The sequence below is a fragment of the Streptomyces sp. NBC_01244 genome, assembly GCF_035987325.1.
Classification (GTDB): domain Bacteria; phylum Actinomycetota; class Actinomycetes; order Streptomycetales; family Streptomycetaceae; genus Streptomyces.
In genome coordinates this window covers 8,413,206-8,439,975 of record NZ_CP108488.1, presented here as the reverse complement: position 1 = coordinate 8,439,975, position 26,770 = coordinate 8,413,206, and the positions used below count along the sequence as shown (strand labels likewise).

Annotated in this window: 21 protein-coding genes and 4 pseudogenes; 14 read left to right on the top strand and 11 right to left on the bottom strand. The window is 70.8% G+C overall.

Annotated elements, in window-relative coordinates:
• The first annotated feature begins 67 nt into the window (after positions 1-67).
• Positions 68-625 (top strand): hypothetical protein, encoded by a 558-nt coding sequence (locus tag OG247_RS37560; protein ID WP_327256433.1) that lies wholly within the window; start codon positions 68-70, stop codon positions 623-625.
• Here the strand turns inward: OG247_RS37560 and OG247_RS37555 are convergent.
• Both OG247_RS37555 and OG247_RS44970 read right to left on the bottom strand, forming a co-directional pair.
• On the bottom strand, positions 603-1,697 hold the full coding sequence (locus OG247_RS37555; RefSeq protein WP_327257769.1) for a DUF4118 domain-containing protein: 1,095 nt from the start codon (positions 1,695-1,697) through the stop codon (positions 603-605). The genes OG247_RS37560 and OG247_RS37555 overlap by 23 nt on opposite strands.
• Before the next feature lie 64 nt (positions 1,698-1,761).
• Positions 1,762-2,078: pseudogene (locus tag OG247_RS44970) on the bottom strand (histidine kinase); the annotation flags it as partial.
• Between the two features lie 147 nt (positions 2,079-2,225).
• Here OG247_RS44970 and OG247_RS37540 point away from each other — a divergent pair.
• From OG247_RS37540 to OG247_RS37525, 4 genes and pseudogenes are all read left to right on the top strand, one after another.
• Positions 2,226-2,705: pseudogene (locus OG247_RS37540) on the top strand (MerR family transcriptional regulator); the annotation flags it as partial.
• A gap of 242 nt (positions 2,706-2,947) precedes the next feature.
• Positions 2,948-3,289, top strand: a complete 342-nt coding sequence (locus tag OG247_RS37535; protein ID WP_327257833.1) for a MerR family transcriptional regulator — start codon at positions 2,948-2,950, stop codon at positions 3,287-3,289.
• Positions 3,290-3,511: 222 nt separating this feature from the next.
• A complete protein-coding gene (locus tag OG247_RS37530) occupies positions 3,512-5,068 on the top strand; it encodes a zinc-dependent metalloprotease family protein (protein ID WP_327256432.1) in 1,557 nt (518 codons plus the stop codon).
• A gap of 629 nt (positions 5,069-5,697) precedes the next feature.
• Positions 5,698-5,910 (top strand): hypothetical protein, encoded by a 213-nt coding sequence (locus OG247_RS37525; protein ID WP_327256431.1) that lies wholly within the window; start codon positions 5,698-5,700, stop codon positions 5,908-5,910.
• A gap of 46 nt (positions 5,911-5,956) precedes the next feature.
• Here OG247_RS37525 and OG247_RS37520 read toward each other — a convergent pair whose 3' ends face one another.
• Complete coding sequence (locus OG247_RS37520; RefSeq protein ID WP_327256430.1) at positions 5,957-8,032, bottom strand: SpoIIE family protein phosphatase; 2,076 nt, start codon at positions 8,030-8,032, stop codon at positions 5,957-5,959.
• A 506-nt stretch (positions 8,033-8,538) separates the two neighbouring features.
• Between OG247_RS37520 and OG247_RS37515 the strand changes: the two genes are divergently transcribed.
• From OG247_RS37515 to OG247_RS44965, 3 genes and pseudogenes are all read left to right on the top strand, one after another.
• A complete protein-coding gene (locus OG247_RS37515) occupies positions 8,539-9,123 on the top strand; it encodes a DUF5994 family protein (RefSeq protein ID WP_327256429.1) in 585 nt (194 codons plus the stop codon).
• 153 nt (positions 9,124-9,276) lie between these two features.
• On the top strand, positions 9,277-9,549 hold the full coding sequence (locus tag OG247_RS37510; protein ID WP_327256428.1) for a hypothetical protein: 273 nt from the start codon (positions 9,277-9,279) through the stop codon (positions 9,547-9,549).
• Between the two features lie 176 nt (positions 9,550-9,725).
• Positions 9,726-9,881: pseudogene (locus OG247_RS44965) on the top strand (class II glutamine amidotransferase); the annotation flags it as partial.
• A gap of 171 nt (positions 9,882-10,052) precedes the next feature.
• On the opposite strand, the gene OG247_RS37500 reads toward OG247_RS44965, so the two are convergent.
• Positions 10,053-11,675, bottom strand: coding sequence for an MFS transporter (locus OG247_RS37500; RefSeq protein ID WP_327256427.1), 1,623 nt, complete (start codon positions 11,673-11,675; stop codon positions 10,053-10,055).
• Here OG247_RS37500 and OG247_RS44960 point away from each other — a divergent pair.
• Positions 11,572-13,241: pseudogene (locus OG247_RS44960) on the top strand (DUF2252 domain-containing protein). The gene OG247_RS37500 and the pseudogene OG247_RS44960 overlap by 104 nt on opposite strands.
• Positions 13,242-13,288: 47 nt before the next feature.
• Here OG247_RS44960 and OG247_RS37485 read toward each other — a convergent pair.
• From OG247_RS37485 to uppS, 3 genes are all read right to left on the bottom strand, one after another.
• Positions 13,289-14,692, bottom strand: coding sequence for an MFS transporter (locus OG247_RS37485; RefSeq protein WP_327256426.1), 1,404 nt, complete (start codon positions 14,690-14,692; stop codon positions 13,289-13,291).
• 352 nt (positions 14,693-15,044) lie between these two features.
• The gene (locus tag OG247_RS37480; RefSeq protein ID WP_327256425.1) at positions 15,045-16,508 is read right to left on the bottom strand and encodes an oxygenase MpaB family protein; all 1,464 of its coding nucleotides are present in this window, start codon (positions 16,506-16,508) and stop codon (positions 15,045-15,047) included.
• Positions 16,505-17,224 carry a polyprenyl diphosphate synthase gene (gene uppS, locus OG247_RS37475; protein ID WP_327256424.1) on the bottom strand — a complete coding sequence of 240 codons (720 nt, stop codon included), beginning with the start codon at positions 17,222-17,224 and terminating at the stop codon, positions 16,505-16,507. Before uppS ends, OG247_RS37480 begins: the two co-directional genes overlap by 4 nt.
• Before the next feature lie 606 nt (positions 17,225-17,830).
• On the opposite strand from uppS, the gene OG247_RS37470 reads away from it, so the two are divergent.
• A complete protein-coding gene (locus OG247_RS37470; protein ID WP_327256423.1) occupies positions 17,831-19,108 on the top strand; it encodes an Nramp family divalent metal transporter in 1,278 nt (425 codons plus the stop codon).
• Positions 19,109-19,111: 3 nt separating this feature from the next.
• On the opposite strand, the gene OG247_RS37465 is transcribed toward OG247_RS37470, so the two are convergent.
• On the bottom strand, positions 19,112-19,324 hold the full coding sequence (locus tag OG247_RS37465) for a hypothetical protein (protein WP_327256422.1): 213 nt from the start codon (positions 19,322-19,324) through the stop codon (positions 19,112-19,114).
• A gap of 153 nt (positions 19,325-19,477) precedes the next feature.
• Here OG247_RS37465 and OG247_RS37460 point away from each other — a divergent pair, with 153 nt between their 5' ends.
• On the top strand, positions 19,478-20,320 hold the full coding sequence (locus OG247_RS37460; protein ID WP_327256421.1) for an alpha/beta hydrolase family protein: 843 nt from the start codon (positions 19,478-19,480) through the stop codon (positions 20,318-20,320).
• A gap of 117 nt (positions 20,321-20,437) precedes the next feature.
• A complete protein-coding gene (locus tag OG247_RS37455) occupies positions 20,438-21,838 on the top strand; it encodes a carboxylesterase/lipase family protein (RefSeq protein WP_327256420.1) in 1,401 nt (466 codons plus the stop codon).
• 13 nt (positions 21,839-21,851) lie between these two features.
• Here the strand turns inward: OG247_RS37455 and OG247_RS37450 are convergent, their stop codons facing one another.
• On the bottom strand, positions 21,852-23,000 hold the full coding sequence (locus OG247_RS37450; protein ID WP_327256419.1) for a PucR family transcriptional regulator: 1,149 nt from the start codon (positions 22,998-23,000) through the stop codon (positions 21,852-21,854).
• Positions 23,001-23,085: 85 nt separating this feature from the next.
• Positions 23,086-24,567, bottom strand: a complete 1,482-nt coding sequence (locus OG247_RS37445) for a long-chain-fatty-acid--CoA ligase (protein ID WP_327256418.1) — start codon at positions 24,565-24,567, stop codon at positions 23,086-23,088.
• Positions 24,568-24,719: 152 nt separating this feature from the next.
• Here OG247_RS37445 and OG247_RS37440 point away from each other — a divergent pair, with 152 nt between their 5' ends.
• Together OG247_RS37440 and OG247_RS37435 are read left to right on the top strand one after the other, a co-directional pair.
• Complete coding sequence (locus OG247_RS37440) at positions 24,720-25,901, top strand: PucR family transcriptional regulator (RefSeq protein ID WP_327256417.1); 1,182 nt, start codon at positions 24,720-24,722, stop codon at positions 25,899-25,901.
• 195 nt (positions 25,902-26,096) lie between these two features.
• The gene (locus OG247_RS37435; RefSeq protein WP_327256416.1) at positions 26,097-26,279 is read left to right on the top strand and encodes a hypothetical protein; all 183 of its coding nucleotides are present in this window, start codon (positions 26,097-26,099) and stop codon (positions 26,277-26,279) included.
• 81 nt (positions 26,280-26,360) lie between these two features.
• Here the strand turns inward: OG247_RS37435 and OG247_RS37430 are convergent, their stop codons facing one another.
• Positions 26,361-26,699, bottom strand: coding sequence for a hypothetical protein (locus tag OG247_RS37430; RefSeq protein ID WP_327256415.1), 339 nt, complete (start codon positions 26,697-26,699; stop codon positions 26,361-26,363).
• Positions 26,700-26,770 lie beyond the last annotated feature (71 nt).

The window sequence follows — 26,770 nt, the reverse complement described above, 5'->3', positions numbered from 1 at the left end:
TAGCCGGCACATCAGCGGTCCGTCAGGGCCCGCCGCCCAGGCTCGTACCGGCCCTAACGTCACCTTCATGGAACGACGTTTCACGCAGTCCGCGACCGGCGCGCACTCCGCCGCGGAGCCTCCGGGACCTCTCGCACGCGACATCCACTGGGCCGTCGAGAGGCGCGCGGCCCTCGTTGTCGCGTCGCTCCTGTACGCGGCCCTCCTGGCCATGGACGCGAGTGGCGGCAGGCTCGACGCGACCCGCGGCGCCCTCTGGACCGGGCTGGCCGCCCTCGTCTTCGTGATCCTGCTGCCTCCCAGAGTCTCCGTAGGTCCCGGTCTGCTGAGCGCCCGAGGACTGCTGGTGGACCACACCGTCCGTACGGACTCCCTCGTCTCGGTCAGGTGGACCGACGGGGTGGCTCAGCGGATGATCCTCCGCGACACGGAGGGAAACCGGGCCGAGATCGATCCGACCGTCCTGGTCCGCAACCCGGCGATGTGGCACCGCTTCGACACGGACGCCCGCGCGTCGGTCCGGCACGGCACCCTGCGGTACGGGGTGATCGCCCTGTGCGAGTTGACGGAGCGCATCAACCGCGAGACGGCCCTCACCGTCTTCAGGACCTCCGGCCTGCGATGATCGGCTGCCGGGGAGCAGCCGCCGGAAGCGTGAGCGTCACGGCGAAGCCGGGGCCGGCGCCCGTGGTTCCCAGGGTGCCCCCCATGGTCTCCATGAGGTCACGACACATCCGCAGGGTCAGACTGTCCGGCTTGCGGCTCGGATGCGTCCCGCGTTCCGCGACCTGAACCATCTCGTTGGCGCCGTCTTCCACGTGGATCTCCACCTGACCGGCCCGGATCTCGGCCGTCAGCCGCGGGGGCCGGTCCGGCGGGCTGTGCCGCTGGGCCTCCTTCGGATCGGTGCCGCTGCCGAGGCCGCTCAGCGCTTCGTCGGCCGTACTCAGCGGCCCCCGCAGGTCGCGGCTCGCCGTGAGGAGGAGCGAGGCCCGGGTGTGCTCGGCCGTGGCACGCAGACCCGCTTCGGCGTCATGGGCGGCGAGCCGGCCATGGGAGTAGGCCATGCCCAACTGGGCCGCGCACGCCCCCAGTACGCGCTGGTCGTCGCCGCTCGGCGGGCGCCCTGTCGCCGCCAGCGTGAGGTCATCGCCGACGGGGCTTTCCACATCGACGTCGTACGGGCGCTCCGGCGGATGCTCGCCGGTGCTGGCGACGACGTACCAGCGGGGCTCGGCGGCATGCCCCGTATCGCGTGCCAGCAGGCTCACCGCCTCCAGGCCGAAGTCCTCCCGTACCTGTTCGAGCAGGGTCGGAAGGTCCTGCCCGTGCATCATGGCGGTGGCCAGCCGGCTCAGCGCCCGGGCCTCGGAGCTCGCTCGTACGGCCTGGTACGTGCGGCGCGCGGCCGTGCCCGCGGCCATGCCGACGATGACCGCCGTGACGACGTACACCACCAACGCGAGGATGTCGGCGAGGCGCTCGACGCGCAGCGAGTGCACCGGCGGGGTGAAGTAGTGGTCGGCGAGCAGTCCCGCGGCGAGCGCGGCCAGCAGCGCGGGAACGAGGCCTCCGACCAGGGCGATCACGACGACGGCCAGCAGGTAGAGCACCAGGGCGAGGGCGAGGTCCACGTGCTCGCCCAGGAGGACCAGGAGAGCGGTCAGGCCCGGGAGCGTGATCGCGGCGAGCAGCATCGCGATCCAGAACCGGCGAGGGCCGGTGGCACGGCTCGGGTGCGGCAGCCGTAGGGCCGAGGTCGCGCAGCAGCTCGGGCGGCAGGTCCACCAGCTCGATCTGGTCCGCGCTGCGGGACACCTCGTCCGGCAGGGTCTCGCGCTGCGGGACACCGGTGATCTGCCGGACCACGTCGCCCAGGGACTCCAGGTGCTGGACGTTGAGGGTGGTGACGACGTCGATGCCCGCGTCGAGGAGTTCCTCGACGTCCTGCCATCGACGAACCCGACCGCCACGTCGGCGCCGGCCTGGGCCAGGCGCTGCCCTTCTTCGAGCATCGCGTACGTCTTGCCGACCCCGGGGGCCGCCCCAAGGTAGATCCGCAGTCGCCCACGCGCCATGGTCGGGCTCCTGCCCGGTCGTCACGCCTACGCCCCTCCCTCCATGGTGCTCCGCCGCGACCGCCTCCGCCCTCTACCGCCTACCGCCTACCGCCTACCGCGCCGGGCCGACCCCCTTCGACGCGGCCGGTTCGGTCCTCAGGGCCGATGCCCGTCGGTCGGTGCCTTCAGGAGCCGGTCCAGTTCGGTGCCGGCCTCCTCGTACCCGGCGTCGGAGATCCGCTGCAACTCACGCAGGTCGCCGGCCGCGGCCGCGCGCCGAGTGAGCAGAAACCCGGCATGCATGGATCCCTCGTCCAGGAGCTCGCTCAGCTCCTCCAGGTCGCCGGCCGTGTCGGCAAGGTCGGCCAGCCGCTCCAAAGCGGTCTCGTTGCCCTCGTCGGCCAGCGCGCGCAGCGTCTCCCGATCAGTACTCATGTTCGCCATGCCCCCATGCTGCAACCCTGCCCCAGGGGAAAGGTCAAATGGGAGGATCACCGGGTGATCACCATCGGGCAGCTGGCCAGGTACGCCGGAGTGTCGATCAAGACCATCCGCGTCTACCACGACAAGGGACTGCTCCCCGAGCCCGACCGCGACGCGTCCGGCTACCGCCGATACGGCGCGAAGGACGCCATCGACCTGATCAAGATCCGGACGCTCGCCGAAGCCGGAGTCCCCCTGGCCCGCATCCGCGACCTGAGGTCCGCGACCGTCGAGGAGTTCCAGCAGGCGCTGCACGAGATCGAGGACGAGCTCACCGCCCGCATCCGCGGACTGCGGGCAACACGGGGACGCCTGCGCCGGCTCGCGGCCGGGCAGCTGTCACCGCTGCCCGCCGAGGTCGGCACCCATCTGGAGCACCTGGCCCACTGGGGATTCACCCCTCGATGGAGGACCTGCAACGCGACCTGTGGATCCTCGTGTTCGCCACCCACCCGGACCTCGCGGTCACCCTGTTCCACGACCAGGCCGAGACCCTGGCCGACCCGGCGACACGGCAGCTCTTCCTCGACTACGACCACGCGTACGACCTCGCCGCCGACGATCCTCTCATCGACGACCTCGCCCACCGGATCGCCGAAGCGACCCGAGAACGCTACGGCCCCCACGAACTGCCCGGGCAGGACGCGACCTCCGAGATCCCCGCCCTCATCCAGGGCACGGTCAACGCCTCATCCCAGGCATGGCAACGACTCGACACACTCATCCGCGCACAACTGGACGCGTGACGCGACGTGAGCCCACGCAGGGCACGCAGCTCGATGATTCCGGTCCGTCCGCGCCGACCTGGAGCCGTGAACGGAAACGATCACCTGGCTGCGACGACTGGGGTTGGGGGCCATCTCGCTTGTCAGACATAGGGGTGGCCGTGTTGTGGCGGGCGGGTGATCCATCGGAGAGCAAGGCATGTCGCGCGCCTGTACGACATGGGCTCTAGTTTTCTGTGCCGTATGACCTCACTTCGCCGTCCTCGGCGTGCCCGTCTGCTGGCGGTGTGTGTCGCCGCTCTCACCGCCCTGCCGTTGGCCGCGGCCGCCGGTGTCTCCGCCGCCCCCCTGGCCGCCCGTGCCCCCTCCCCGTCCGGCGAGGACAGGGTGGTGGTGCGCGAGCGCACCTTCCCCCTCGACGCGGAACTGTTCCGCACGCTGTGCACCCCGGCTCCGATCGGCGTGCCGCGCGAGCACACCTTCGAGTTCTTCGAGGACGTGCGCGTCACCGCGGTCGAGGACGGGATCGACGACGACCACGGAACGGTCGTCTGGAGCGGCCACGTCAAGGACCGGCCCGACACCAGCGTCGTCGTCGCCCTGCGCGGCCTGTGCAAGACCAAGACCGACCGTACGCCCGAGGCCACCGTCGTCGTGGAGGTCCACGCGGACCTCGGCGAGCGCGTCTACCACGCGCGAACCGTCACGGGCCAGCCCACCCAGCTGCACGTCACCGAGGAGGACCCCTTCCTCAGCCCGCTGAGGGTGCCCGACAAGCCGGGCATCGACCCGGCCGCCGCGTCGGCCATGCGAAGGTCCCTCCAGGGAGGGATCGAGGCCACGGCGGACAAGCCGGTGGTCATCGACGTCATCGCCGGCTACACCCCGAAGGCCGTCACCGCGGCAGGCGGCCAGCAGCAGGTCATCAACAGGATCTACTGGGCCGAGCGGAAGATGAACGAGGCCCTCGCCGACAGCAACGTCCCCGCCAGCGTCGACGTCCTGGGCACGTACAACACGAACTACCAGGGCGACAACAACGCGGAGTTGATGCGCGGGAAGCTGGAGAACCCCCTGGACCCGGATCTCGGATCCAGGGCGCACGAACTGCGCCGCCGCTTCGGGGCTGACCTGGTGACCGTCGTCAACCAGGTCGGGGCGACGGAGTCCACCGGCAACGCCAGCCTGCCCGTGCGGGGGATCTTCAATTCCAAACTGGCCTTCTCCGCCATCGACTTCAACTCTCTGATCAGCTTCTACAACCTCGGTCACGAACTCGGCCACAACCTCGGCCTGTTCCACGACCGCTACATCCTGGATGCCGCCGCGCTGAACGACCTCAACGCGCCCTACGGGACCGGGTGGGTCACGCCGAACAAGCGGCACCGCACCCTCATGGCATACCCCGACTTCTGCCGCCCCCAGCTGTGCACCCTGGTGAATCAGTACTCCAACACCGAGAACACTTTCAACGGCCAGCCCCTGGGCGACGCGAACAACAACAACGCCGCCCTCGCCCGCCTGTCCACTCCGATCGTGGCGGGCTACCGGACCCTGACCGACAGCAAGACCCGCCACGCCCTCCTCGTGTCCTCCACCGCGGGCGGCACCATCCGCCCCGCCGTCTACGGGCCCTACAAGCCGGGCACCGTCGTCGGCGTCGCGGCACGCCCCGAGGCCGGATTCCGGCTCGCGGCCTGGCTCTACGACGGCGTGCAGTACGACGCCGGCCCTCAGTTCAACGTCACCATGGACGGTGCTCACAAGCTGCGCGGCATCTTCCTCCCCATCAACCCCTGACACCTGCAGCGCGCCCGGACGCACCGTCAAGGTGCATCCGGGCGCGCTGCGAGCACGAGGGGTGCCGGTGCACGGAGGACGAGGCAGGCCACTCCGTCCGAACGCCTCACCCGGATGCCCGTGCCGGCTGCGGCCCTCTCGGGCCACGTCGATCCTGAGGGCATGACGTCCAGCGGACCGCAGGTCATCGTGCACGCACCCGACAGCCGGGGGCTGCGTGAGGTCGGCCACGATCTGGCCGAGCACCTTCCAGGAGAAGGGCGCCGGGCTGACGAGGTGGCGGGACGAACTGGGAGACGGCTGGGACACCAACCGCCACGAGGGCTTCAACGCCCCGGCCCGCCTGCTCGCGCAGGACAGGTCACCCCCGCGGGAAGCCGCCTCGACCCCGGTGACGACTTCCCGAAGGAGGCCGTCATCGAAGTGCCGCCGAGAAGCCATAGGCGTCGCCGACCAGCCTGCGCGAGCGGCCTCGGCACTCAGGGGACGGCCCCTCCCCACGTCGCACATCGAGGACGGGCGTCACCCGTAAGCCACACCCTGTAGTCGAGATGATGCAGATCGTCACCACACGTGTCAGCGTGATTCGCGAGGAATCCCCATCCCACGGATCAAGAGGAGTCGCCGTCATGGGCGATGCACAGGACACGCACAAGGAGCCGGGCAAGGGCCGCGAGGCGCAGGAGCATCATCGCTCCGGGGACCCCGCACGTCCCCAGCCGGGCAAGGCTTCCCGCAAGCAGGGACAGAAGCAAGGCCGGGAGGAGGGCCCGAAGGAGACCTCGCGCCGCCGTGAGGACGACCTGCTGCGCGAGGAGGACCTGCACGACGAGACGCTCTGACCGGAGCACCACTCGCCCACACGCCCAGAGCCCGGCCGCGGCAGTGTCAGGGCTGGACCCGGGCGATGAGCAGGGCGACGTCGTCGTGGTCGCCGGGTTGGCGCAGTGCGTGGAGGAGCATGTCGCAGGTCTCTTCCAGGGATCGCGGCGGCTTTGCGAGGAGGGCGAGGAGAGCGTTCAGGCGTGCGTCGATGGCCTGGTCGCGGGTTTCGACCAGGCCATCGGTGTAGAGGACCAGTTGGTCGCCCGGGTGCAGATCGAACGTGGTGGTGTGGAAGGGGACGTCGCCGACGCCGAGGGGGACTGCGGTGGGCAGTTCCAGTAGTTCGGGCGGCCGTCCGCGACGCATCAACACGGGTGGCATGTGCCCCGCGTTGGAGATGAGGCAGCGGGTGTTGGGGGCGTCGTAGACGGCGTAGACGCAGGTCGTGATGGTCTGCCCCATGGGGTCGGTCAGGCGGTCGAGGTGACGCAGTACCTGGGCGGGGTCGAGGTCGAGGTCGGCCAGTGTGCGGGTGGCTGTGCGGAGTTGGCCCATCGTTGCGGCGGCGCTGATCCCGCTGCCCATGACGTCGCCGACTACGAGGGCGGTCTTGTCCCCCGCCAGAGGGATGACGTCGAACCAGTCGCCGCCGACCTCGTCCGCCGCTTGGGCGGGCTGATAGCGGTAGGCGATCTCCAGGCCGGGCGGGTCCGGTGGCTCCTGAGGGAGGAGGCTGCGCTGGAGGGTGAGGGCGGTGTTGCGTGCCTGCTGGTACCAGCGTGCGTTGTCGATGCACACGGCGGCGCGCGCGGCCAGCTCGCCGGCCAGGACCTCGTCGTCGGCGGTGAACGGTTCCGGATTGCGCAGGCGCTTGAGGTCGAGGGCCCCGAGGACTTCGCCGCGGGCGATGAGCGGCACGGCCAGGTAGGAGTGGAGTCCTGCGGCGGCCAGCATGCCGACGGCCTCGGGACTCCGGGCGATGCGGATCAGGTCATCGGCGTCCACGTGGGACACGCGGACCGGGCGGCCCGTGTTCACGCACCGGGTGACCAGCCGGTCGGCGTCGTAGCGTGCCACCTCACCCGGCTGATCGGCCGCACGCACCGCGTCCGTGGGGTACGCGGCAGCCACGGCCAAGGCCCTGAATACCGCTGACCCTTCGTTTGCGGCAACGGCCGCACGGCTGTGCAGGATGCTGTCGAGCACGTCCACCGCGGCCACGTCGGCCAGTTCCGGCACGGAGACCTCGGCGAGTTCGCGGGCGGTCTGGTCGAGGTCGAGCGTGGTCCCGATGCGCAGGGAGGCGTCGGCCACGAGCCCGAGGCGCTGCCGGGCCCGAGCGGCCTCGGCCGTGGCGCGATGCCGCTCAGTGACGTCGACTACGGACGTCGCGACGCCGAGCACCTTCCCGTTGGAAGCCTCCAGCCGGTAGAAGGACACCGACCACACGTGCTCACGGTCCGGGTCGGCCGGGGTGCGCCCCGTGGACTCACGGTCGAGGATCGGGATCCCGTCGGCCAGAACCTCACGCATCGCGGACTCGATGGCCTCGACGTCCAAGAAAGGCAATGCCTCTCGGACGTTCCGGCCGACATGATCAGCGGCCGGCAGGCCGTTGATGCGTTCCAGCGCGGGATTGACGGTCACGTACCGCAGATCGGTGTCTATCACCGCCAGCCCGATCGGGGACTGCGAAATCAGCCGGGTGGACAGCGCCAGATCCCGCTCCACCCGCCGCAACGTCGCCTGGTCGGTGGCCAGGCCCAGCGCATAGACGCCTTTCCGGCCGTCCTCCAACCGCATGTTCCGGAACTCCACCAGCCGCGTGCCGCCGTCCTTGTGCCGTACGGGAAACACGCCCGCCCAGCTCCCTCCGCCCGCCATGACCCGCCGGAACAGGTCGACCACCAGCTCCAGGTGCTGCTCGTGGACCAGCAGCCGGCCTGCGAACCGGCCGAGAGCCTCAGCGGAGGTGTATCCGAAGAGTTCCTCGGCCTGCGGGCTCCACAAGGTGATCCGCCCGTCCGCATCGAGCACCACGGCCGCGACCTTCAGGACATCCAGTAGCCCCCCTGGCTCGGGGGAATCACCCTCCGACGGCTGGCCGGGGTAGGCCGGGAACGGTTCGGTTGCGCGCATCCCGGGACTCCTTCCACCCGCTGCCCGCGCCGTAGGCGTCCCGGGCCGACGTCCTCGCTTTTGCCTCCCGCGACTCCCATCGTCCCTCCCCCACAGCCGACCCCGCACCTCTGCACGACCGGGTCGCGGTCGAGGCGGACGCGCGTGGGGGCGTGGGGGCGTGGGGAGGCTGTCGAAGTCGGCCTTGTGGGTCCGCCCGTCTACGGGGGGCCGTACGTCATCACAGGTTCACCTCCGATGCCGATGCCGATGCCGATGCCGCCGCCGACGCCGATGCCGGTGCCCGGTCGGCGACGTGCACGAGCCCGCCGACGATTCACGGCACGCCCGCCGCTTGCTCCACCGCCCGCCGGGAAATGCCTGGTCACGCCGGTCCGAGTCCACCGAACGGGCGTACAGTGGAAGCACTGGGAGTATTTCGCGCACCGGCTTTCACGCGGGTGCCATTCCTGGCGATTGCCTAAAATCCGGGCTGCCGACGGGCAGTCCGGGGGCAGGTCCGCATCATGACCAAGACCCTCGACCGGACCGCGCCCCGCGACCTCGCCGCAGATCTCCCGGCCCTCCCGGCCCGCTTGTCCCTCACCCCGAAGACCATGCTCGCCGGGCAGCTGGACGGAGCCTGGTGGCCCCACTCCCGCGACCTCGAAGCCGAGCTCCCACCGCTCGCCGCCGCCCTGGAGGAACCCTGGGGGCGCATCACCCGCGTCACCGTGAACCCCAGCCGCTGGCCCGCCGTACCGCACACGGTGCCCGCGGACGGGCGCACGCTGCACGTGGCCTGGTTCACCGAACAGGACCCCGACAAACTGATCCTGCTCTCCTACACCGTCGGCCGCTGGGACCTCCTCGTCATCCCGCCCGCGACCGAGCCCGCCGCCGCGGCCCGCCTGATGGCCGCCGCCGCGATCCCCGGCAGCGACCTCACCGCGAGCGTCCTGATGGCCAACGAAGCCGCCATCGGACGCGGCATCCGCGACGCCCGGAGCCAGGAAGCCGGCTGGGAGAGCGAAGGCGGATCCTGCATGTCCCCCTTCGGGAACCCCATGGACCGACGCACCATGCCACTGCCCGGGAACGGCTGGAGGTGACTTCCCTCACCGTGGACACGGCAACACCCGCCGGCCCCGCCCGCTCCTGGCCGGCCGCCAGCCGGACCCCCGTCGGCGCCGGCACCCACTCCGACGAGACCTGAGAACCCCACGAATCCCGGAGCCCACCCCCACACACGAAAGGACGCGGTCATGGCCACACTGCGCGAACGCAGGACCTACCGCGATGAGGTGCTCCGGGTCCTGTACGAAGCCGTCGAAGGCAACCGTCTCCTCGGCATCACCGGAGCACAGCTACGGCGCGACCTCCACGTACCGGAACAGGACCTGGCCGCCGCCTGCACCTACCTGGCGGGCGAAGGCCTGATCACCGTCGACTGGGAACCGGGCAACACCCCCGCGATGGTCACCCTCACCCACGAAGGAATCCGGCGCATGGAGGCCGAAGAAGAAGAGCACGGCTGAGCTTCCCCCGCACACGTTCCGGCGTCTCACCGCGAGGCAAAGCCAGACGGATGCCCCTCCGTCAAGCCGCGGCTGCATGCCCCATCCGTGCCCTTCGGAGCGGCAAACCGCGTTCACCACTGGGCTACCGGAACGCGTCTTGACCCTCAGCTTCGGCCTGGCCCAGGATCCGCCGACCGCCGACCGCCGTCGCCAGAATGGCGGGAGTGGCGGAGCGCGCCGGCCGCGACCACGGCGTGGAGTTTCCCCTCCAGATGACGCTCGCCATCACCGACGGCGAACGCGTCTGGGCCTTCCGCTACTCCAGCGCGCACGATTCCCGGTCGCTCTTCTAGGTATCGGAGAGCAACCACGGCGTCGTGGAGCCCGGCGCGGACGAGATGCATCCCTTCATGCCGGTACCGGCATGAAGCGGCCGTTGATGCACGCAGGCGTGTCGGCTGCCTGTGGAATGATCCGATTGATCGCCGGTGCCTGCTACGGAGCTTCTGGGGCGGGGCGTGTCATCCGTCGGGTTCTGCCGTCTTCGCGGGGGTCGTGGGGATCCGCTGGGTGAAGAACATGGCGAGGAGGGCAGTGAGGGCAAGGATGGCGAGCGCGGCGCGCAATCCGTCGAGTCTCGCGGCAGCGTTCGCCTCCATCGCGGCCGAGGCCGCCTCCGGGCTCGTTCCCGCCCTTTCGAGAGCGGTCTTGAGCTGGGCGTCCGACAGGAAGGGCACACCGCTTTCGAGTCTGGTGGTCGCCTGACTTTTGACGTCGGCCGCAATGGCCGGATTCTGCTCGACGTTGGCAAGGAAGGAAGTGCTGAGCGCCGCGATCAGGATCGACCCGGCGAGTGCCGTCCCGATCGACGCGCCCAGGTTGGTCACGGCGTTTTGGATGCCGCCGACTTCCGCACTCTGCTTGTCGGGTACCGCGGAGACGGTGACGGCGCCCAGCTGGGAGGCCAGAGCTCCCATGCCGAGTCCGATCAGCAGGAGCGGGATCGTGACGATCTCCGCGCCCGCGTCGGTGTCGAGCGCGGCCAGCAGAGCGACCGCGCCCGCGAGCAGCGCCAGGACGCCCAGCCGCACCACCCGCCGCGGTGAGACGTTCGGGAGGAAGCGCGGGATCAGGATGGCGGCGGCCAGCAGGGTCAGGGAGAGCGGCAGGATGCGTGCTCCGGTCATGAGCGCGGACAGACCGAGCGCGACCGACAGGTAGAGCGGTACGACGAAGAACACGCCCATCTGTACGAGGTACTGGAAGAAGAACATCGTCAGGCCGCCGGTGAGCTGCCGGTTGCGCAGCAGGGCCGGGTCCACCAGTGGCTCCCGGTGCCGCTCCACGAGGCGGGCCTCCCAGCGCAGGAAGAGCCACACCAGGAACAGGCCCACCAGCATCAGCCACACGACCAGGGAGATCCCGAGCCAGGCGGGCGTACCGGGCTTCGGCAGGAACCAGCCCCACTCGCTCGAGCGGAGCACCCCGTAGACGAAGACCCCCAGCCCCAGGGCGGACAACACGGCGCCGACCAGGTCGATGCGCCGCCGCTCGCCGACCGGTGCGTCGGCGGTGCGGCGGGCGAGCACCAGGATGGCGAGCACGATCGCGACCTCACCGGCGAAGACCCAGCGCCAGGAGAAGTGCGTCGTGGCGATACCCCCGATGATCGGCCCGACCGCGATCGCCACGGCTCCGGAGGCGGCCACCAGCCCGTACGCGCCCGGTCGGCGCTCCGCCGTGAAGTTGCCGGCAACCAGCGCGACGATCGCCGGCAGGATGAGTGCGGCTCCGATCCCCTCAAGGAACGACCATCCCAACAGGAGCACGGGCAGGTTCGGGGCCAGAGCGGTGATCAGGGATCCGCAGCCGTAGATCACGCAGCCGATCAGGAACGCCCGCTTGTGGCCGATGAGCGCGCCGACCTTGCCGCCGGGGATCATGAACATCGCCATCACGAGGGTGTATGCCGTGATCGCGCCCTGGATCCCGGTCACGGTCGTACCCACGTCGTCGGCCACCGTCGCGATCGAGACGTTCATGACGGAGCTGTCCAGCGCCATCAAGAACTGGCCGGCAGCGAGGGTCAGCAACACGACCCCCGCCCCTGCCGCCTTCGCGGGTGTGCCTGCCTCGGGTGCCATGACAGCACGCTCCCAGCGGCCCGAGCCCGCCGGACATAGACCCGCCGAAAGGATCAGCTGGTTGGCGGCAGCCGAGCACGGACCGCGCGAGAACGGCTGGGTGGGGGTCCCCGGCCGAGGCCGCGACGCACAGCCCGTCGCTCCAGGTCACGAGCCGAGGAGCTGGTGGACGTGCGCGGGGGCCCCGACGCGCCCAGGCTTGGAAGATGGGATGAAGGAGATGGCCATGACCAGTCCAGCGGAGAAGGCCCTACGGGGCCGGGCCGCCCGCAAGCAGGTGACCCGGGCCTCGCATGGGCAGTGGACCACGGCGGAGGACCGGCCAGACCCGCTCGATGGGCTGGAGCGGCAGGCTGCCGACCGAATCGTCGAGCTGCTGCCGATCCGCTACGGGCGGATGGCCGACTCCCCGTTCGCTTTCCTGCGCGGCGCGGCCGCTGTGATGGCCGCGGACCTGGCGGCCCAGCCCCACACCGGCCTGACCGTCCAGCTCTGCGGCGACGCCCACCTGCTGAACTTCGGCCTCTTCGCCTCACCCGACCGGGCGCTGCTGTTCGACCTCAACGACTTCGACGAAACCCTGCCCGGACCCTTCGAATGGGACGTCAAACGCCTCGCCGCCAGCACGGCCGTGGCCGCCCGGGAAGGCGGCCACGGCGACGACCGGGCGTGGCAATCCGCCCTCGCCACCGCTCGGGCCTACCGGTCGTCCATGCGACGGCTCGCCGAGCTTGGCGAACTCGCCGTCTGGTACCAGCGGTTCGACACGGCCGAGGTGCTCCCGCTGATCCGCGAGACCAAGCTGCGAAGCCGGGTCGAAGCGAGTCTGGCGCGTACCCGACGGCGCACCAGCCTGCACGCACTCGCCAAACTCACCGAGACCCGGGAAGGCCGTCGGCACATCGTCCACGACCCGCCCTACTCGAGCCGCTCACCTCACCCGACAGCCAGGCCGTCGGCGAGATCTTCAGCGAATACCGCAGCACACTCCCCGAAGAGCGACGCCTTCTGCTCGACCGCTACCGGTTCGTCGAAGCAGCACGGAAGGCAGTCGGCATCGGGAGCGTCGGCACCCGCTGCTTCATCGTCCTGCTGATGGGCCGCGATGAGCAGGACCCGCTCTTCCTCCAGATAAAGGAGGCCGGACGCTCGGTGCTGGAAGACCATCTCCCTGCCGACAGTCATGGCCACCACGGTCACCGCGTGGTCGCGGGACAGAAACTGCTCCAGGCAGCCGGAGACATCTTCCTCGGCTGGACGACCGGACCGGCCGGGCGCGACTTCTACGCCCGCCAACTGCGCGACATGAAGGGATCGGCCGTCGTGGAGACCATGACCCCGGACATGCTCCGCCAGTACGCGGAACTGTGCGGCACCGCATTGGCCCGAGCCCACGCCCGCTCCGGCGACCGCATCGCCATCGCCGGGTACCTCGGCAAAGCCGACACCTTCGACCGCGCCATCGCCGACTTCGCACTCCTCTACGCGGACCAGACCGTCCAGGACCACGCTCTGCTCACCGCAGCCATCTCCGGCGGCTCCATCACCGCCACCCACGGCATCTGAGCGGCCCGCTCTGTCGCCGATCAAGCGGGAACCGGGTCTTCATGCCGTCAGCAGCGACGGGTCTGGTACGGCACGGGGACGGGTACCGGTTCGGGCCGTGTCGGGCAGCGGGTCAAGGCGACGAGGAAGGTCAGCCCGATTCCGCCTGCCACAACGAAGAGAGCGGTGCGGATCCCGTCGGCGGTAGCGGTTCGAAGCTGTTCACCGGAGAGGCCATCGAGTCCGGCGGTCGCCACCAGGACGAGGATGGCGAGGCCGACGGCTGCGCCCGCGCCCGAGCCGGTGGAGGCAATGCCGGAGGCGATGCCTTGCTGTCGGTCGGAGATCCCGGTGGCGGCGGCGATGAACATGGCGGTGAAGACCACTCCGTCGCCGATGCCGAGCGCCACCAGGCCGGGGACGAGGTCGATGTATCTGCCGTTCGGCGAGATCGCGAGGCCGAGTGCGACCGCACCGACCGCACCGACCGCGAGGGCGGCGGCCAACGTGCGCCTGAGACCGAACCGCGTCACGAGCTGGCCCGCGGTTGTCGAACCGGCCACCACCACCGCTGTGGGGATGAGGAAGCCGACGCCGGTCTGCAAGGCGTCGTAGCCCAGAACCTCCTGGAAGTAGACGGACAGGAAGTAGAGCACGGAGCCAAAGGTCGCCATGAACATGAAAGCGATGACGACGCCGGTGATCAGGTTGGGGTTGGAGAGCAGCACGGGCGGCATGAGCGGGTCGGAGCTGCGCCGCTCGATGACGGCGAAGGCTCCGATCAGCAGGAGGCCCGCCGCTGCGCTCATCAGGATGACCGGCGAAGACCAGCCCCATCCGGGGCCCTGCACGAGGGCGAACACGATGAGTGTGACTCCGAGAGAGATGCTGAGCGCACCGGGCAGGTCGAACGTGCGGCCCTTCTCGCGCTCGCCGTCCCGGGGGATCACTACGAAGGCGAGCAGCAGCGCGGGGCCGGCCAGTGCGACGTTGACGAAGAAGACGGCTTCCCAGCCGAACGCCTGCGTCAGGAGGCCGCCGAGCAGCACACCGATGACGAGCCCTGCCGCGCCCGACCCTCCCCAGATCCCCAAGGCCCGGTTGCGGGGACGGCCTTCGGCAAAGGTGGTGTTGATGAGTGCCAGGGTGGTGGGGAAGACCAGTGCTCCGCCGAGTCCTTGGAACGCGCGGGAGGCGAGGAGTACTCCGGGGCCGGTCGCGAATCCTCCCGCGAACGCCGCTCCGGCATAGAGGGCGAGGCCGGTGGCCAGGATACGGCGGCGTCCGAGCAGGTCCGCGGCACGCCCGCCGAACAGGAGGAAGCCGGCCGAGGCCACCGCGTACGCGCTGATGACCGACTGGAGCGTTTGCGCGGAGTAGTCGAGGTCGCGTGCAATGTCGGGAAGCGCCACGACCACGATGTACTGGTCGAGTGAAACGATCAGCATCGCGAAGGACAGGAGCGCCAGCACCGCCGTCTCACGGTTCCGGCCAAGGCCGCCAGGCGCAGACGGAGTCTCTACGGGTCCCACGCCAGCACTCCTGGTGATCGGTCAAGTCTCCACGTACGGACTGCCGGGAAAGCCGGTCGGACTCGGGGCAGGCAGGTAAGCCGCGCGCGATGCCGGCCGCGGCCCTGGCGTCATCGGCCCACTGGCTGTTTAGAGGACGCGAACACCGGTGCGAGCGGCTGCGGTCGGTGTGCGGGGGGCCGGAGCGGATCCGCCGCCGTTTGTACTTAGCGGCGGTACCTATCCCCTGTACTCCTCCAGGAGCCGCCGTTAAGGACAAACGTAGCCGATGGGCGGTGTGCAACCGTGCTCGTCAGGCGTCGGTGAGGAGGGGGTCGTACGGCGTGCCCGTGCGACGGCCGGCCATGAAGGAGAGGAAGTCGCCGACGAAGGCGCTTTTGCCGTACGCGCCGTCAGCAGTGGTGAGGTCTAGGTGGAAGGCGGTGCGGAAGAGGGTTCGGTACTCGTCCGCGTCGATGCTCCCATTGCCGTCCTTGTCGGTGGCGTCGAAGAGGACCTCGGCAACGCGGATGAGCGCGGGTCCGGCGAGGGAGGGGACGGCGGTGGCGTACTCTTCGGCGCTGACGCGGCCGTCGCCGTCCGTGTCGAGGGCGGCCTGGAGTTCGCGCCACCAGGCGGCGAAGGCATCGTAGAGCCGGGTCTCCTCGGGTTCGTCCAGGTCGAGTCGGGTGGAGAGCTCGCGGGCCATGGCAGCGAGGTCGGGCCAGTCGAGGTGGCCGTCGCCCGTCTGGTCCAGCACCCGGCGGAAGAACTCCTCCGCCGGGCGTCGGTTCCCGTCCGCTCCCCTCGACGGTGCCGGTTCGAAGTCGGCGTCGCCGGTGAGCGGTGTGAGGAGGCGGAGCAGGGCCGATGCCCGCTTCATGCGGGCGCGCAGGGCGGCTACGGTGCGGGCGCGGGGGTCGTCGCTGTCGGGCGAGAGCGAGAGGGCTTCGATGATGCTCTCGGCGTTGACCCAGCCCGCGGGCAGGAATCGGGTGAGCCCTGCGGCGAGGTAGGCGCCCTGCATGAGGGTCTCGGCGCCCGGCATCTCCGGCAGAGCGGCCCGGCGCCGGTAGGACTCGGGGAGCGAGGCGACGGTGATCGCGCCCAGGAGCGGACCGACCACGGCGCGGCCGGCCGCCCACAGCGTCGGCGCGCCGTCGAGCAGCGCGGGAGCGGGAAGGTGGTCGAAGAGCCGGTAGAGGATGACGCGGGCCGCCTCGGTGTTCTCCAGCTCGTTCTCGACGACGCGGTCGAAGTACCGCCAGAAGTCGTTCAGGTCCTCGGGGAGTTCCGCGGCGTCGCCGTCGAGCGCGGCGAGGTACGCACGGTACTCGGCGTACATCCGCTCCATCGTGTCCTGGTCGAGCGGCTGGCCGCTCAGCCGGCACATGGTGACGGCGCTCTCGAAGAGGGTGGCGACCACCCAGGCGCGGGTCGCGCGGTCCATCGCGTCGTAGGCGCGGCCACGGGAGTCGGATCCGCTCATGCGGGCGTGCAGCCGGTTGAGCCGGGCGGCCTCCCGTTCGCGTTCCGCCGGGTCGGCGGCGAACATGCGGCGCATGCTGAGGAAGGTGTTGCGTAGTCGGCGCCAGGGGTGGGTGACGAAGGTGGAGTTGTCGGCGAGGGCGGCACCGACCTGCGGGTGAGCGGCCTCCAGGACGGTGGCGCGGATGATGGCTAAGGCCCAGCGCGGGTCGTCGAAGAAGGCGCTGAACTGCGAATTCGGCCCGAACAGGGTTGCCTTGTCGGCGGTTCCCGTGGTTTCGGTGGTCATGATGGGTCTCCGTTCGTCCGGGCCGGCACGCCGCCGAAGCGGCGGTCGCGGTGCCGGTAGGTGTGCAGGCAGGCCAGGAAGTCGGGGGCTCGGAAGTCCGGCCACAGCACCTCGGGGAAGACCCACTCGGCGTAGGCGACCTGCCAGAGCATGAAGTTGGAGATGCGCTGCTCACCGGAGGTGCGGACGACCAGATCCACATCGGGGGTGTCGGGGAAGGGCAGGTGGTCCGCGAAGAGCCGCTCGGTCACCTCGTCGGCGGGCGTCCCGCTGAGGATCAGCGACCTCGCGGCCTCGACGATGTCCCGGCGCCCCCCGTGGTCGAAGGCGACGGTCAGCGTCATCCCCCGGTTCTCCGCGGTCAGTACCGCCACGTCCTCGAAGTCCTGGGCCAGTTCACGGGGGATCCTCGGGTCGCTGACCCCGAGGAAACGGCAGCGGATACCGCGCGCGAGCAACAGCGGCGCATGCTTGCGAACGACCCGCCGCACCAGACGCATCAGGAACTCGACCTCGCTGCCGGGGCGGTTCCAGTTCTCCGTGGAGAACGCGTACAGGCTGAGCCACTCCACGCCGGCGGCCCGGGCCGCCTCGATGACGTCGATGACTGCGGCCTCCGCCGCCCGGTGGCCCGCCGTACGGGGAAGCGAACGCCTTTGCGCCCAACGCCCGTTGCCGTCCATCACGCAGGCCACATGCCGCGGCCCCGCACGCAAAGCCCGTTCCTCCCGGCGCTGTCCAGCGGATCCGCTACTGGTCTGTGGCCCGCACGGCGGATCCTCCGTCACCGCACGTGCGCCCGGGACTCCGCGGTCCGTCACGCCCGGCCCTGCCCTGTCCGGAGCGGCATGACCAGCCACACCATGCTCTTTCACGCCCACTCCGCCCTGCCCAAGCCCCACCAGCGCATTCCCTCCCCGGAGTCTGACAGTGCGAAAGGGCCATGATCGGCCGAACGAGTGGCCATCACCTTCGACCCATACGTTCGATTCCACTCACCGGGTGTCGACGGCCCGAACGGCTGCGCAACGATGTCGCCGCTGCCGCGAGGCGGGTGGGTCGCCGTGGTGAGTGGACCGGCGAGAAGGCCACCGATTCGTGCGGCGGAGCCCTGTCAGCTCTCGCTCGCCCCGGGACCACACGCCCCACACCGGCGACGATGCTCGTTCGGCCCAGTGTTCCCGTAGGAGAAGCGCCACGGTGGACGCCGTCAGCAGCGGCGCGTTCGGACGGCACGGGGGCGGAGGGCCTCTTGCGCGACCTCCACCAAACCGTTTTGGTGGCTCCCGTCACCCAGGGGGCGAACGGGAAGGCAGGCACAGATGGCAGACACCACTCGGACGAACACCGTGGGGAGCGAAACCCACGCTCCGCGCAAAGCGAGTTGGCGATCCATCGGCCCCGGAATCGTCGTGGCGGCGACCGGTGTCGGGGCCGGCGACCTCGTTGCCACGCTCCTCGCGGGCAGCAAGTTCGGCTACACACTGCTGTGGGCCGCGGTCATCGGCTGCCTCGTCAAGATCTCGCTCGCCGAGGCGGCCGGTCGCTGGCACCTCGCCACCGGCCGTACCCTCTTCGACGGCTGGCACAGCCTCGGCTCCTGGACCACCGTCTACTTCGCCGGGTACGTCGTCGTCTGGGGCTTCGTCTACGGCGCCGCCGCGATGTCCTCCAGTGCGCTCCCGCTGGCCGCGCTCTTCCCGGGCACCATGGACCTGAAGCTCTGGGCCGTGCTGTGCGGTCTGGCCGGGCTGGCCTTCGTCTGGTTCAACCGGTACGCCGTCTTCGAGAAGGTCATGACCGTCCTGGTCGGCGTCATGTTCCTGGTCACCGTGTATCTCGCGATCCGCGTCACGCCCCGGCTCGACGCGGCCTTCGCCGGCCTCGCGCCCGTACTGCCGGACGGTTCCCTGGTCTACACGCTCGGACTGATCGGCGGCGTGGGCGGCACGATCACCCTTGCCGCGTACGGCTACTGGGTGAACGCGAAGGGCTGGACGAACACGAGTTGGATGAAGGTGATGCGGCTCGACAACCGCATCGCCTACCTCACCACCGGGATCTTCGTGGTGGCCATGCTCATCGTCGGGGCCGAGCTGCTGCACTCGTCCGGCGTGGCCCTGGCCAAGGGGGACAAGGGGCTGCTCGATCTGAGTGCCGTCCTGGAGGAGCACTACGGAAGGGCGACCGCCAAGCTCTTCCTGGTCGGGTTCTTCGCCACGTCCTTCACCTCCCTGATCGGCGTGTGGCACGGAGTGAGCCTGATGTTTGCCGACTTCGCCACGAAGTTCCGGCCTTCCCTCGCCCCGGCCGGGACGAACCCGGCCAAGTCCCTGCCCTTCCGGGTCTATCTGCTCTGGCTCACCTTCCCGCCCATCAGCCTGCTCTTCCTGGACCAGCCCTTCGGTCTCATCGTCGTGTACGGAGTGATCGGCGCACTCTTCATGCCCTTCCTCGCCTTGACGCTGCTGTGGCTGCTCAACTCCTCACGCACACCGGCCCAGTGGCGCAACGGCCTGCTGAGCAACGCGATGCTGGGGGCCGCCGGCCTGTTGTTCGTGGTGCTGTGCGTCCAGCAACTGTGGGAGCTGCTCAGGTAGCACTCAGGTAACGGGCCCAGCCTCGATCCAGCACTGGAGGAAGACGGCGCCCGCGACGGTCGCCGCCACGCCGAGGACCAGGATCTGAACGACGAAGACGAGGTCCCGAACGGAGGTGCGGCGGGAGGCGGCGGGGTCCAGGGTGAACGACTTCGGGTCTTCGGGCGCGTAACGGTAGCCGCAGCGGCGGAACCGAGCATGGCACCCCCTGCACACCGTCGCCTCTCGGCAGGTTGCACGAACTATCGCCGCGCTGCTTGCCGCGATTGCGCAGAGACGGGCTTCGAACCGTGCTTCAGGATGTGCGATCAAACAAGGTGTGAGCCGGATGTGACATCCGGTTCACCGTGCCGACATGGGGAGTCGACCGTGCTCTGGAGAAAACTGCTCGTACCTCTGACCTCGCTCGTGCTCGTGCTGACGGCTTCCGGCGGCGCGGGTGCGGCGGCGGCGCCCACCGGTTCCACTTCCGAAGCGGTCGCGGCCGACTACGGCGCTTCCGGCCCCTACGCCACCGCGGTGGATGTCGGGGTCGTGACCACCCTCTACTACCCGCGCGACATCGCGACCAGCGGCCGCCGCCACCCCGTGATCGTGTGGGGAAACGGCACCTTCGCCTTTCCAGTCGTCTACCGCGACCTGTTGCTGCACTGGGCCAGTCAGGGCTTCATCGTCGCGGCCGCCAACACCCCCCAGTCGAACCTCGGCGTTTCCATGCGCGCCGGCATCGACCTGCTCGCCCGCCGGAACACCGACCCCGGCAGCGCCTTCCACGACCACGTCGATCTGGAGCACATCGGCGCGTCCGGTCACTCGCAGGGTGGAGCCGCCGCCATCGTGGTCGGCGCGGACCCGCGCATCGACACCATCCTGCCCATCCAGCCCGGGCCGCTCGCCAACATCGACGACGTGCGCGTGCCCGCGCTCCTCCTGGCGGGGCAGAAGGACAGCATCGTCTTCCCCTTCCTGGTCAAGGCCTTCTACGACGCCGCAGACCACATCCCGGCCATCTACGGGGAACTGCGCGGCGCCGACCACTTCACGGTCGTGGGCGACCCCGGCCCGTTCGCCGCGCCCACCACCGCCTGGTTCAGGGCGCACCTGATGGGAGATCAGGCCGCGCGTGCCCAGTTCTTCGGGACCGGCTGCGGGATCTGTACCGACAGCGGCACCTGGTCCGACGTCCGTCGCAACGGCCTCGTCGCCCAGTGATCCGTCCCCGAAGACTTCTTCCGCCCTGACCGGTGGCCGACCCGATCCACACGTCTCCGCCCGTCCCCGACGCCGTACGGCCGGGGCGGGCGGCCCTCCTCACACGAAAGGACTGTGATGGACCTCATCGCGACCACCGGGCAGGGCAAGGTCCGGGGCCGTTTCCACAGCGGGATCGCCACCTTCCTCGGCATCCCGTACGCCGCTCCGCCCTTCGGCCCCCACCGCTTCCGCGCTCCCGCCCCGGTCGAGCCCTGGGAAGGGGTGCGAGACGCGCTGGAGTACGGGCCCACCGCCCCCAAGCGCCCCTACCGTCCGCCCCTCGACCGGCTGATACCCGACCCCTGCATCGCCGGGGACGACTGTCTCAACCTCAACGTCTGGACGCCGTCCGTCGGCGAGGGCCGGCTGCCGGTCATGGTCTGGATCCACGGCGGTTCCCTGCGCAACGGCTCGGCGAGCCTGCCGCTCTACGACGGGCGCGCCTTCGCGCGCGACGGGGTGGTCCTCGTCTCCCTCAACTACCGGCTCGGCGTCGAGGGATTCGGGGTCTTCCCCGACGCCCCCGCCAACCGGGGTCTCCTCGACCAGGTCGCGGCCCTGCTCTGGGTCCGGGACAACATCGCCTCCTTCGGCGGGGATCCGGCGAACGTCACCGTGTGCGGGGAGTCCGCCGGGGCGATCAGCGTGGCGGCCCTCATGACCAGCCCGGTCGCGGCCGGGCTGTTCCGCCGGGCGATCCTGCAGAGCGGCCCCCCGCACACGGTGTCGCGCCGCGAGGGCGCGAAGGCGGTGCGGGCGATGGCGAGGAGACTGCGGATCCCGGCCACCGCCGAGGCGTTCGCGGGCGTGGACCGGGACCTGCTGCTGGACGCGCAGGCCGCGGTGGTCGACCGGTCGGACCCCATCGGCGGCGGTCCCGGGTTCCACATCGTGGCCGACGGTGACCTCGTGCCCGCCGACCCGCCGCTTCCCCAGGCCGACCTTCTGCTGGGCTGCAACCGGGAGGAGTACCGGCTGTGGTTCGTACCCGGCGGCACGGTGGACCGCGTCAGCCGGCTCACCCTGCGGCTCGCCCTGCTCAATTTCCGTGTCCCGCAGCGGGTGGCGCGGCTGTACGGAGCCACCCGACCGCACGCCAAACCCGGTGAGCTCCTCGGGGAGATGGCCACCGATCTGCTGCTGCGGGGGCCCCTCAACCGCCTGGCCGACTCCCGGCCCGACCGCACCTTCCTCTACGAATTCGCCTGGCGCTCGCACGTGATGGGGCTCGGCGCGTGCCACGCGCTGGAACTCGGCTTCGTCTTCGACAACCTGCGCGCCGCCGAGGACCTGACCGGGCCGGAGGCCCCCCAGCCATTGGCGGACGCCATGCACCGCGCCTGGGTCGCCTTCGCCGCCACGGGGCACCCGGGCTGGCCGGGCTGGAACGCGGACCGGCCCGTCATGGTCTTCGACCACCCCGACTCCGGCCCGGTCCTCGCGCCCCGGCACGAGGAACTCCGCGCCTGGCTGTGACCGCTGACGGGTGTCATCCGGCGATGCCACGATGATCTGCGGGCCCGGCCAGGTCCCTGGCGACGAGCGCTGCCTGGATCAGCCGGGCCTGTGCGGGAACCGCGAGGTCGAGGCCGGTCAGCGTGCTCACTCGCTGCAGCCGGTAGTCAAGGGTGTTGCGGTGCACGCACAGATCCGACGCCGTCCGGCGGCGGTTGAGCCCGCGCTCCACGAACACGCGCAGCGTCTCTAGCAGGAAGGGATGCTCCTCCAAGGGGTCGAGCTTGGCCGCCAGCCGTACGAGGCCGTCCCCGGGGCGCGCGATCTGGTGCTCCAGCAGCACGTCGTCGAGGCGGTAGCACCCGGGCGGGCGTCCCAGGCGCCGTACGAGGTCCAGTACGCGGCCGGCCTCCTGCGCCGCCGCCGGGACGGCGGCCGGGACGGAGGAGCGAGCGGCGGCGGCACGCACGCTCTGCCCCACGTCCTTCTCCAGCCGGGCCACCAGGCCGGGCACGTCGGCGCTGCCCGGCAGCAGGGCGATCCAGGACACGTGGTCCATCAGCACGGGGATCCCGGTGAAGGCGTCGAGCGAGGACTGCACCAGTCTCGTCGGCGGGTCGGACTCGAACGCGAAGGCGACCACCTCGTGCTCGCCCGCCACCGACACCCGTGCCACGTCGGCCAGCTCCTCGTACGGCCGTCCCGCCAGCAGGGCGCCGAGCAGGGCCCGGCGTACCCGCTTGTCCTCGCTGTGGAGGTCCTCCTGGGCGTTCTGGTGGGCGAGGACGACCGCGGGCAGCGCGGCGTGCAGGCAGGCGAGGAGCCTGCCGCCCGCTCCGGCCAGCTCGCCGGGCTCCGCGACCTCGGTCAGCGTCTGCCACCACACCTCGGCGCCGATCAGGTACGCGGTGATCACCGCGTCGAGGGGGACGCGCTCCTCGGCCCGGCGCGCCGACCACTCGATGAGCCGGGTCAGGTCGCCCGGACTCATCGGACCCCCGCCGCCGTCACGCAGTGCCCTGAGCAGCAGCGCGTGCACCGCCGCGATGGACCGCGCGACCTCGCCCTGGAGGGTGGCGCGGGGCAGCGCCCCGTAGAACGGCGCCTCCGCCGCGCAGCGCGCGACCACGACGGCGGTGAGGTCACCGACGCGTGCGGCCATCCGGGTGTGCAGGTCCGACATCGGCGCATCGTCACACCACCCCGGCCGTGCCGTCAATCGCTGCTCCCTCATGCCCGGGGCCTTGCCCACGCGGCGGCGCCCGCACTCATGCGCGGGCTTCTCGCAGCTCGCGCTTGAGCACCTTGCCGCTGGGGCCCAGGGGCAGCTCGGGGAGGAAGCGTACGATCCGCGGGTACTTGTGCCGGCCCAGGCGCTCCCGGCTCCAGGCCACGAGCTCGTCCTCGGTGACTTCGTGGCGCAGCACCACCACGGCGCAGATCTCCTCGCCCCGGGCCGGATCGGGCAGTCCGATGACGGCGACCTCGGCGACGGCGGGGTGGCGGGCGAGCACCTCCTCGACCTCGCGGGGGTACACGTTGTAGCCGCCCCGGATGATGAGGTCCTTCTTGCGGTCGACGATGGTGAGGAAGCCGTCCTCGTCACGCACGCCCAGGTCGCCGGTGCGGAACCAGCCGTCGATCAGGACCGCGGCGCTCGCCTCGGGGTCGTCGAGGTAGCCGGCGAAGACGTTGTGCCCGCGGATGACCACCTCGCCGACCTCACCGTCCGGCAGAAGCGCTATGTGCTGCTCCCGCTCGGGGTCGGTGATCGCGGCCTCGACGCCCCACACGGGGTGGCCGACGGTCCCGGGACGGCGGCCGGTGGTGTGCTGGTTGAAGGTGGCGGCCGGGGAGGTCTCGGTCAGCCCGTAGCCCTCCAGGATCTCGCTGCCGAAGGCCGCCTCGAAGCGCTCCAGCAGGGCGACCGGGAGCGCCGCGCCGCCGGAGACGCACACCCGCAGCGCCGCGGGGCGGCGGCCGTCGTCGTCCGCAGCCGCCTCGGTGAGAGCGTGGTACATCGTCGGGACGCCCATGAACACGGTGACCCGCTCCTGGACCATGGCGTCCAGGGCGGCCGGGCCGCTGAAGCGGGGCAGCAGGACGAGGGTGGCGCCGGCGCGCAGCGTGGCGTTCATCGCGCAGCTCTGTCCGTAGCTGTGGAACAGCGGCAGGCAGCCCAGCACCGTGTCCTCGGGCGTGAGTCCGAGCAGGTCGCCCGCGCAGACGGTGGCGTTCATGACCAGGTTGAGGTGGGTGAGCCGGGCCCCCTTGGGCCGGCCCGTGGTGCCACTGGTGTAGAGGATGGCCGCGGTCTCCGTCGCCACCCGCTCGGCCGCGTAGGGCAGCCGCTCCTCTCCGACACCGACCTCAAGCACCTCGATGCCCGCCGCGACGGCGGCCGACTGCGCCACCGGCCGCAGGGCCCCTCCGCTGACGAGCGCTCTGGCGCCGCTGTGCCGCAGTACGTACGTCACCTCGTCGGCCACCATCAGTGCGTGCACCGGCACCACGGTCGCGCCTGTCGCGAGGACCGCGTAGTAGGCACGGGGGAAGTCCGCGGTGTTCGCCAGCAGCACCGCCACCCGGTCTCCGCGGCCGATCCCGCGGGCCCGCAGGACGGCGGCGAAGCCCAGGACCTCGTCCCACAGTCGCGCGTAGGTGAGGCGCAGCTCCCCCTCGACGACGGCGATGCGGTCGGGGTGGCGGCGGGCCGAGTCGGCGAGCAGGGTGGAGACGCTGAGCTGCACGGTGGCTCCTTCATGCGGGTGGTGACGGCACCGTCAGAATCGGGGACGGGTCCACTGCGCGGCCATGTGCGTCCGCACACCGTTCGTACCGTCCGTCTGGGCGGAGGCACCCGGGCTTCCGCGCGGACGGTGCATATGCCTAACCTGCTGCCGTGAACGACGAGGAGCGGACGCTGCGTCGGCAGCTTGCGACAGCTCTGCTCGCGGACATCGGCCGCCTCACCGATGCCCTGACCGCCGACATCCGCGCGCACAGCCCCTTCTACGCGTCCGGCCGGACCGTCTCCCATGCGGACCTGCGGGTGACCTGCCGCCGCAACGTGGAACTGGCGCTCAACGATTTCGGCGAACTGCCGTCCAGCGGCAACCACATCGAGGCCGCCGCCACCGAGACCGGACGGCTGCGCGCCGAGCAGGGGGTCCCGCTGGCCACCGTGCTCCAGGCGTTCCGGCGCGGCGGCCGGGTCATCTGGCAGGCGCTGGCGGACCGGATGCGCGACCGGCCACCGGCACAGCAGCGGATGCTCGGCGACATCGCCGGCGCCCTGTGGGAGACCATCGACCGGTTCTCGTCCGCCATGGCCGACGCGTACGGGCTCACCACCGTGGAGCTGCAGCACCGGGAGGACTCCCGGCGCGGATCCCTCTTCGAGGCGTTGCTCGACGGGCGCGGCAGCGACCCGGCCGTGGCCGCCGCGGCGGCCACGGCCCTCGGGGTGCCGTCGCGTGACCTGTATGCCGTGGTCGTCGTCGCCCAGGACCCGGCGTCGCCGGCCGAGCCGTGGCCCGCGCTGGAAGCCGCCGGGCTGTGGTCGTTCTGGCGGCCGCGTACGGAGGTCCTCGCCGGTCTGGTGCGGCTCGGCTCCACCGCGCCCGAGGAGTTGACGCGGATCCTTCGGGGAGCGGTGCGCTGCGCCGCGGGGATTTCGCCGCCGTTCGAGGAGCTGGCCTCGGCCGACCGGGGGCTGCGGCTGGCGGGGCGTGCGCTCGCGACCCTCCCGCCGGGCACCGGACAGGTCGCGGCGCTCGACGACCGGCTGGTGCACGCCGTGCTCTGCGCCGACCCGGAGATCGCTCAACGAACCGTGGGGCGCTATCTCGAGGGTGTGCTGCGCAGCGGTTCCGAGCGGGCGGTTCTGCTGGAGACGCTGCGCGTCTGGCTCGACGAGGGCTGCTCGGCCTCCCGCACCGCCGAGCGGCTCTACTGCCACCGCAATACGGTGCGAGGCCGCATCGGACGCATCGCCGAACTGACCGGCTGGTCGGCGGAATCCGGCGAGGCCCGGCTGGGCTGGGCGCTCGCGCTGCGGGCACTGGGAGGAGTAGCGCCCTGAGCTCGTACGGGGAGGTGCCTTCGTGCCGGCTCTCGACCTCGGCCCTTCGCCGGCGGCACACGCCCCCGCAGGCCCGTCCGCCCCGACCGGATCAGTTCGTCGGCTGAGCCGGCCTCCCGGCCTGAGTACGAGCGATCGGGCAACTGGGTACGAGACCCCGGGCACTTAGGGCACCCTGGGCGGTTCAATGGACCCATGGTCGATACGAACAGCGCGCAACCGCAGGCCTCGTCGGCACGGCGCACGAGGCCGTGCCAGTGGTGCCGGCGCCCCGTACCGCAGAGCTTCCTGCTGATGCCCAAGCTCCACTGCAACAGGAACCACTGGCTGAACGACGTGCGCGACAATTTCTGGCGCAAGCTGTTCGAGCACGGCTGAGCGCCCGCCCGTGGCGCTGCGAGCACCCCACGATCCAGCAGGACTCCTCACACCCCTTCGCTCCTGCGCGTACGAACGCGGTCACATCCCGGGTATGTCGTAGCCGGGATCCGGATGCTGACGGGGGGTCCACCACTCGATGAGACCCCACCCCCCGAGCGCGAGCGCGGCCAGGGCCACGGCTGCCGCAGCCCAGGGCGGCATCCGCCTGATGGCCAGTACCCAGGAGATGAACGGCAGCAGCACGCCGCCGAGCAGGATGAGCGGCAGGTCGACGAAGACCACGCTCAGATCGCGAGCGTGGGCCTCGAATCCCCCGTCGATGCTGAACGCGGCGCGTGGTGCCCAGATGACCAGCCCGGTCACCGCACCGAGGCCGGCGAAGAAGTACCCGGCCTGGCGCTCGGCTTCCGGCTTCATACCGGTCCGCCCTGGAGTGTTGTTCCTCATGCCCTCTGGACGTGGCAGTTCGCCACGCGGTTGCAGGGACG

Excerpts from the sequence above, each read along its gene's own strand:
- OG247_RS37560 (WP_327256433.1), top strand. The coding sequence starts at position 68 with ATGGAACGACGTTTCACGCAGTCCGCGACCGGCGCGCACTCCGCCGCG.
- OG247_RS37555 (WP_327257769.1), bottom strand. The coding sequence starts at position 1,697 with ATGCTGCTCGCCGCGATCACGCTCCCGGGCCTGACCGCTCTCCTGGTC.
- OG247_RS37535 (WP_327257833.1), top strand. The coding sequence starts at position 2,948 with ATGGAGGACCTGCAACGCGACCTGTGGATCCTCGTGTTCGCCACCCAC.
- OG247_RS37530 (WP_327256432.1), top strand. The coding sequence starts at position 3,512 with ATGACCTCACTTCGCCGTCCTCGGCGTGCCCGTCTGCTGGCGGTGTGT.
- OG247_RS37525 (WP_327256431.1), top strand. The coding sequence starts at position 5,698 with ATGGGCGATGCACAGGACACGCACAAGGAGCCGGGCAAGGGCCGCGAG.
- OG247_RS37520 (WP_327256430.1), bottom strand. The coding sequence starts at position 8,032 with ATGCGCGCAACCGAACCGTTCCCGGCCTACCCCGGCCAGCCGTCGGAG.
- OG247_RS37515 (WP_327256429.1), top strand. The coding sequence starts at position 8,539 with ATGACCAAGACCCTCGACCGGACCGCGCCCCGCGACCTCGCCGCAGAT.
- OG247_RS37510 (WP_327256428.1), top strand. The coding sequence starts at position 9,277 with ATGGCCACACTGCGCGAACGCAGGACCTACCGCGATGAGGTGCTCCGG.
- OG247_RS37500 (WP_327256427.1), bottom strand. The coding sequence starts at position 11,675 with ATGGCACCCGAGGCAGGCACACCCGCGAAGGCGGCAGGGGCGGGGGTC.
- OG247_RS37480 (WP_327256425.1), bottom strand. The coding sequence starts at position 16,508 with ATGACCACCGAAACCACGGGAACCGCCGACAAGGCAACCCTGTTCGGG.
- OG247_RS37470 (WP_327256423.1), top strand. The coding sequence starts at position 17,831 with ATGGCAGACACCACTCGGACGAACACCGTGGGGAGCGAAACCCACGCT.
- OG247_RS37455 (WP_327256420.1), top strand. The coding sequence starts at position 20,438 with ATGGACCTCATCGCGACCACCGGGCAGGGCAAGGTCCGGGGCCGTTTC.
- OG247_RS37450 (WP_327256419.1), bottom strand. The coding sequence starts at position 23,000 with ATGTCGGACCTGCACACCCGGATGGCCGCACGCGTCGGTGACCTCACC.
- OG247_RS37435 (WP_327256416.1), top strand. The coding sequence starts at position 26,097 with ATGGTCGATACGAACAGCGCGCAACCGCAGGCCTCGTCGGCACGGCGC.
- OG247_RS37430 (WP_327256415.1), bottom strand. The coding sequence starts at position 26,699 with ATGAAGCCGGAAGCCGAGCGCCAGGCCGGGTACTTCTTCGCCGGCCTC.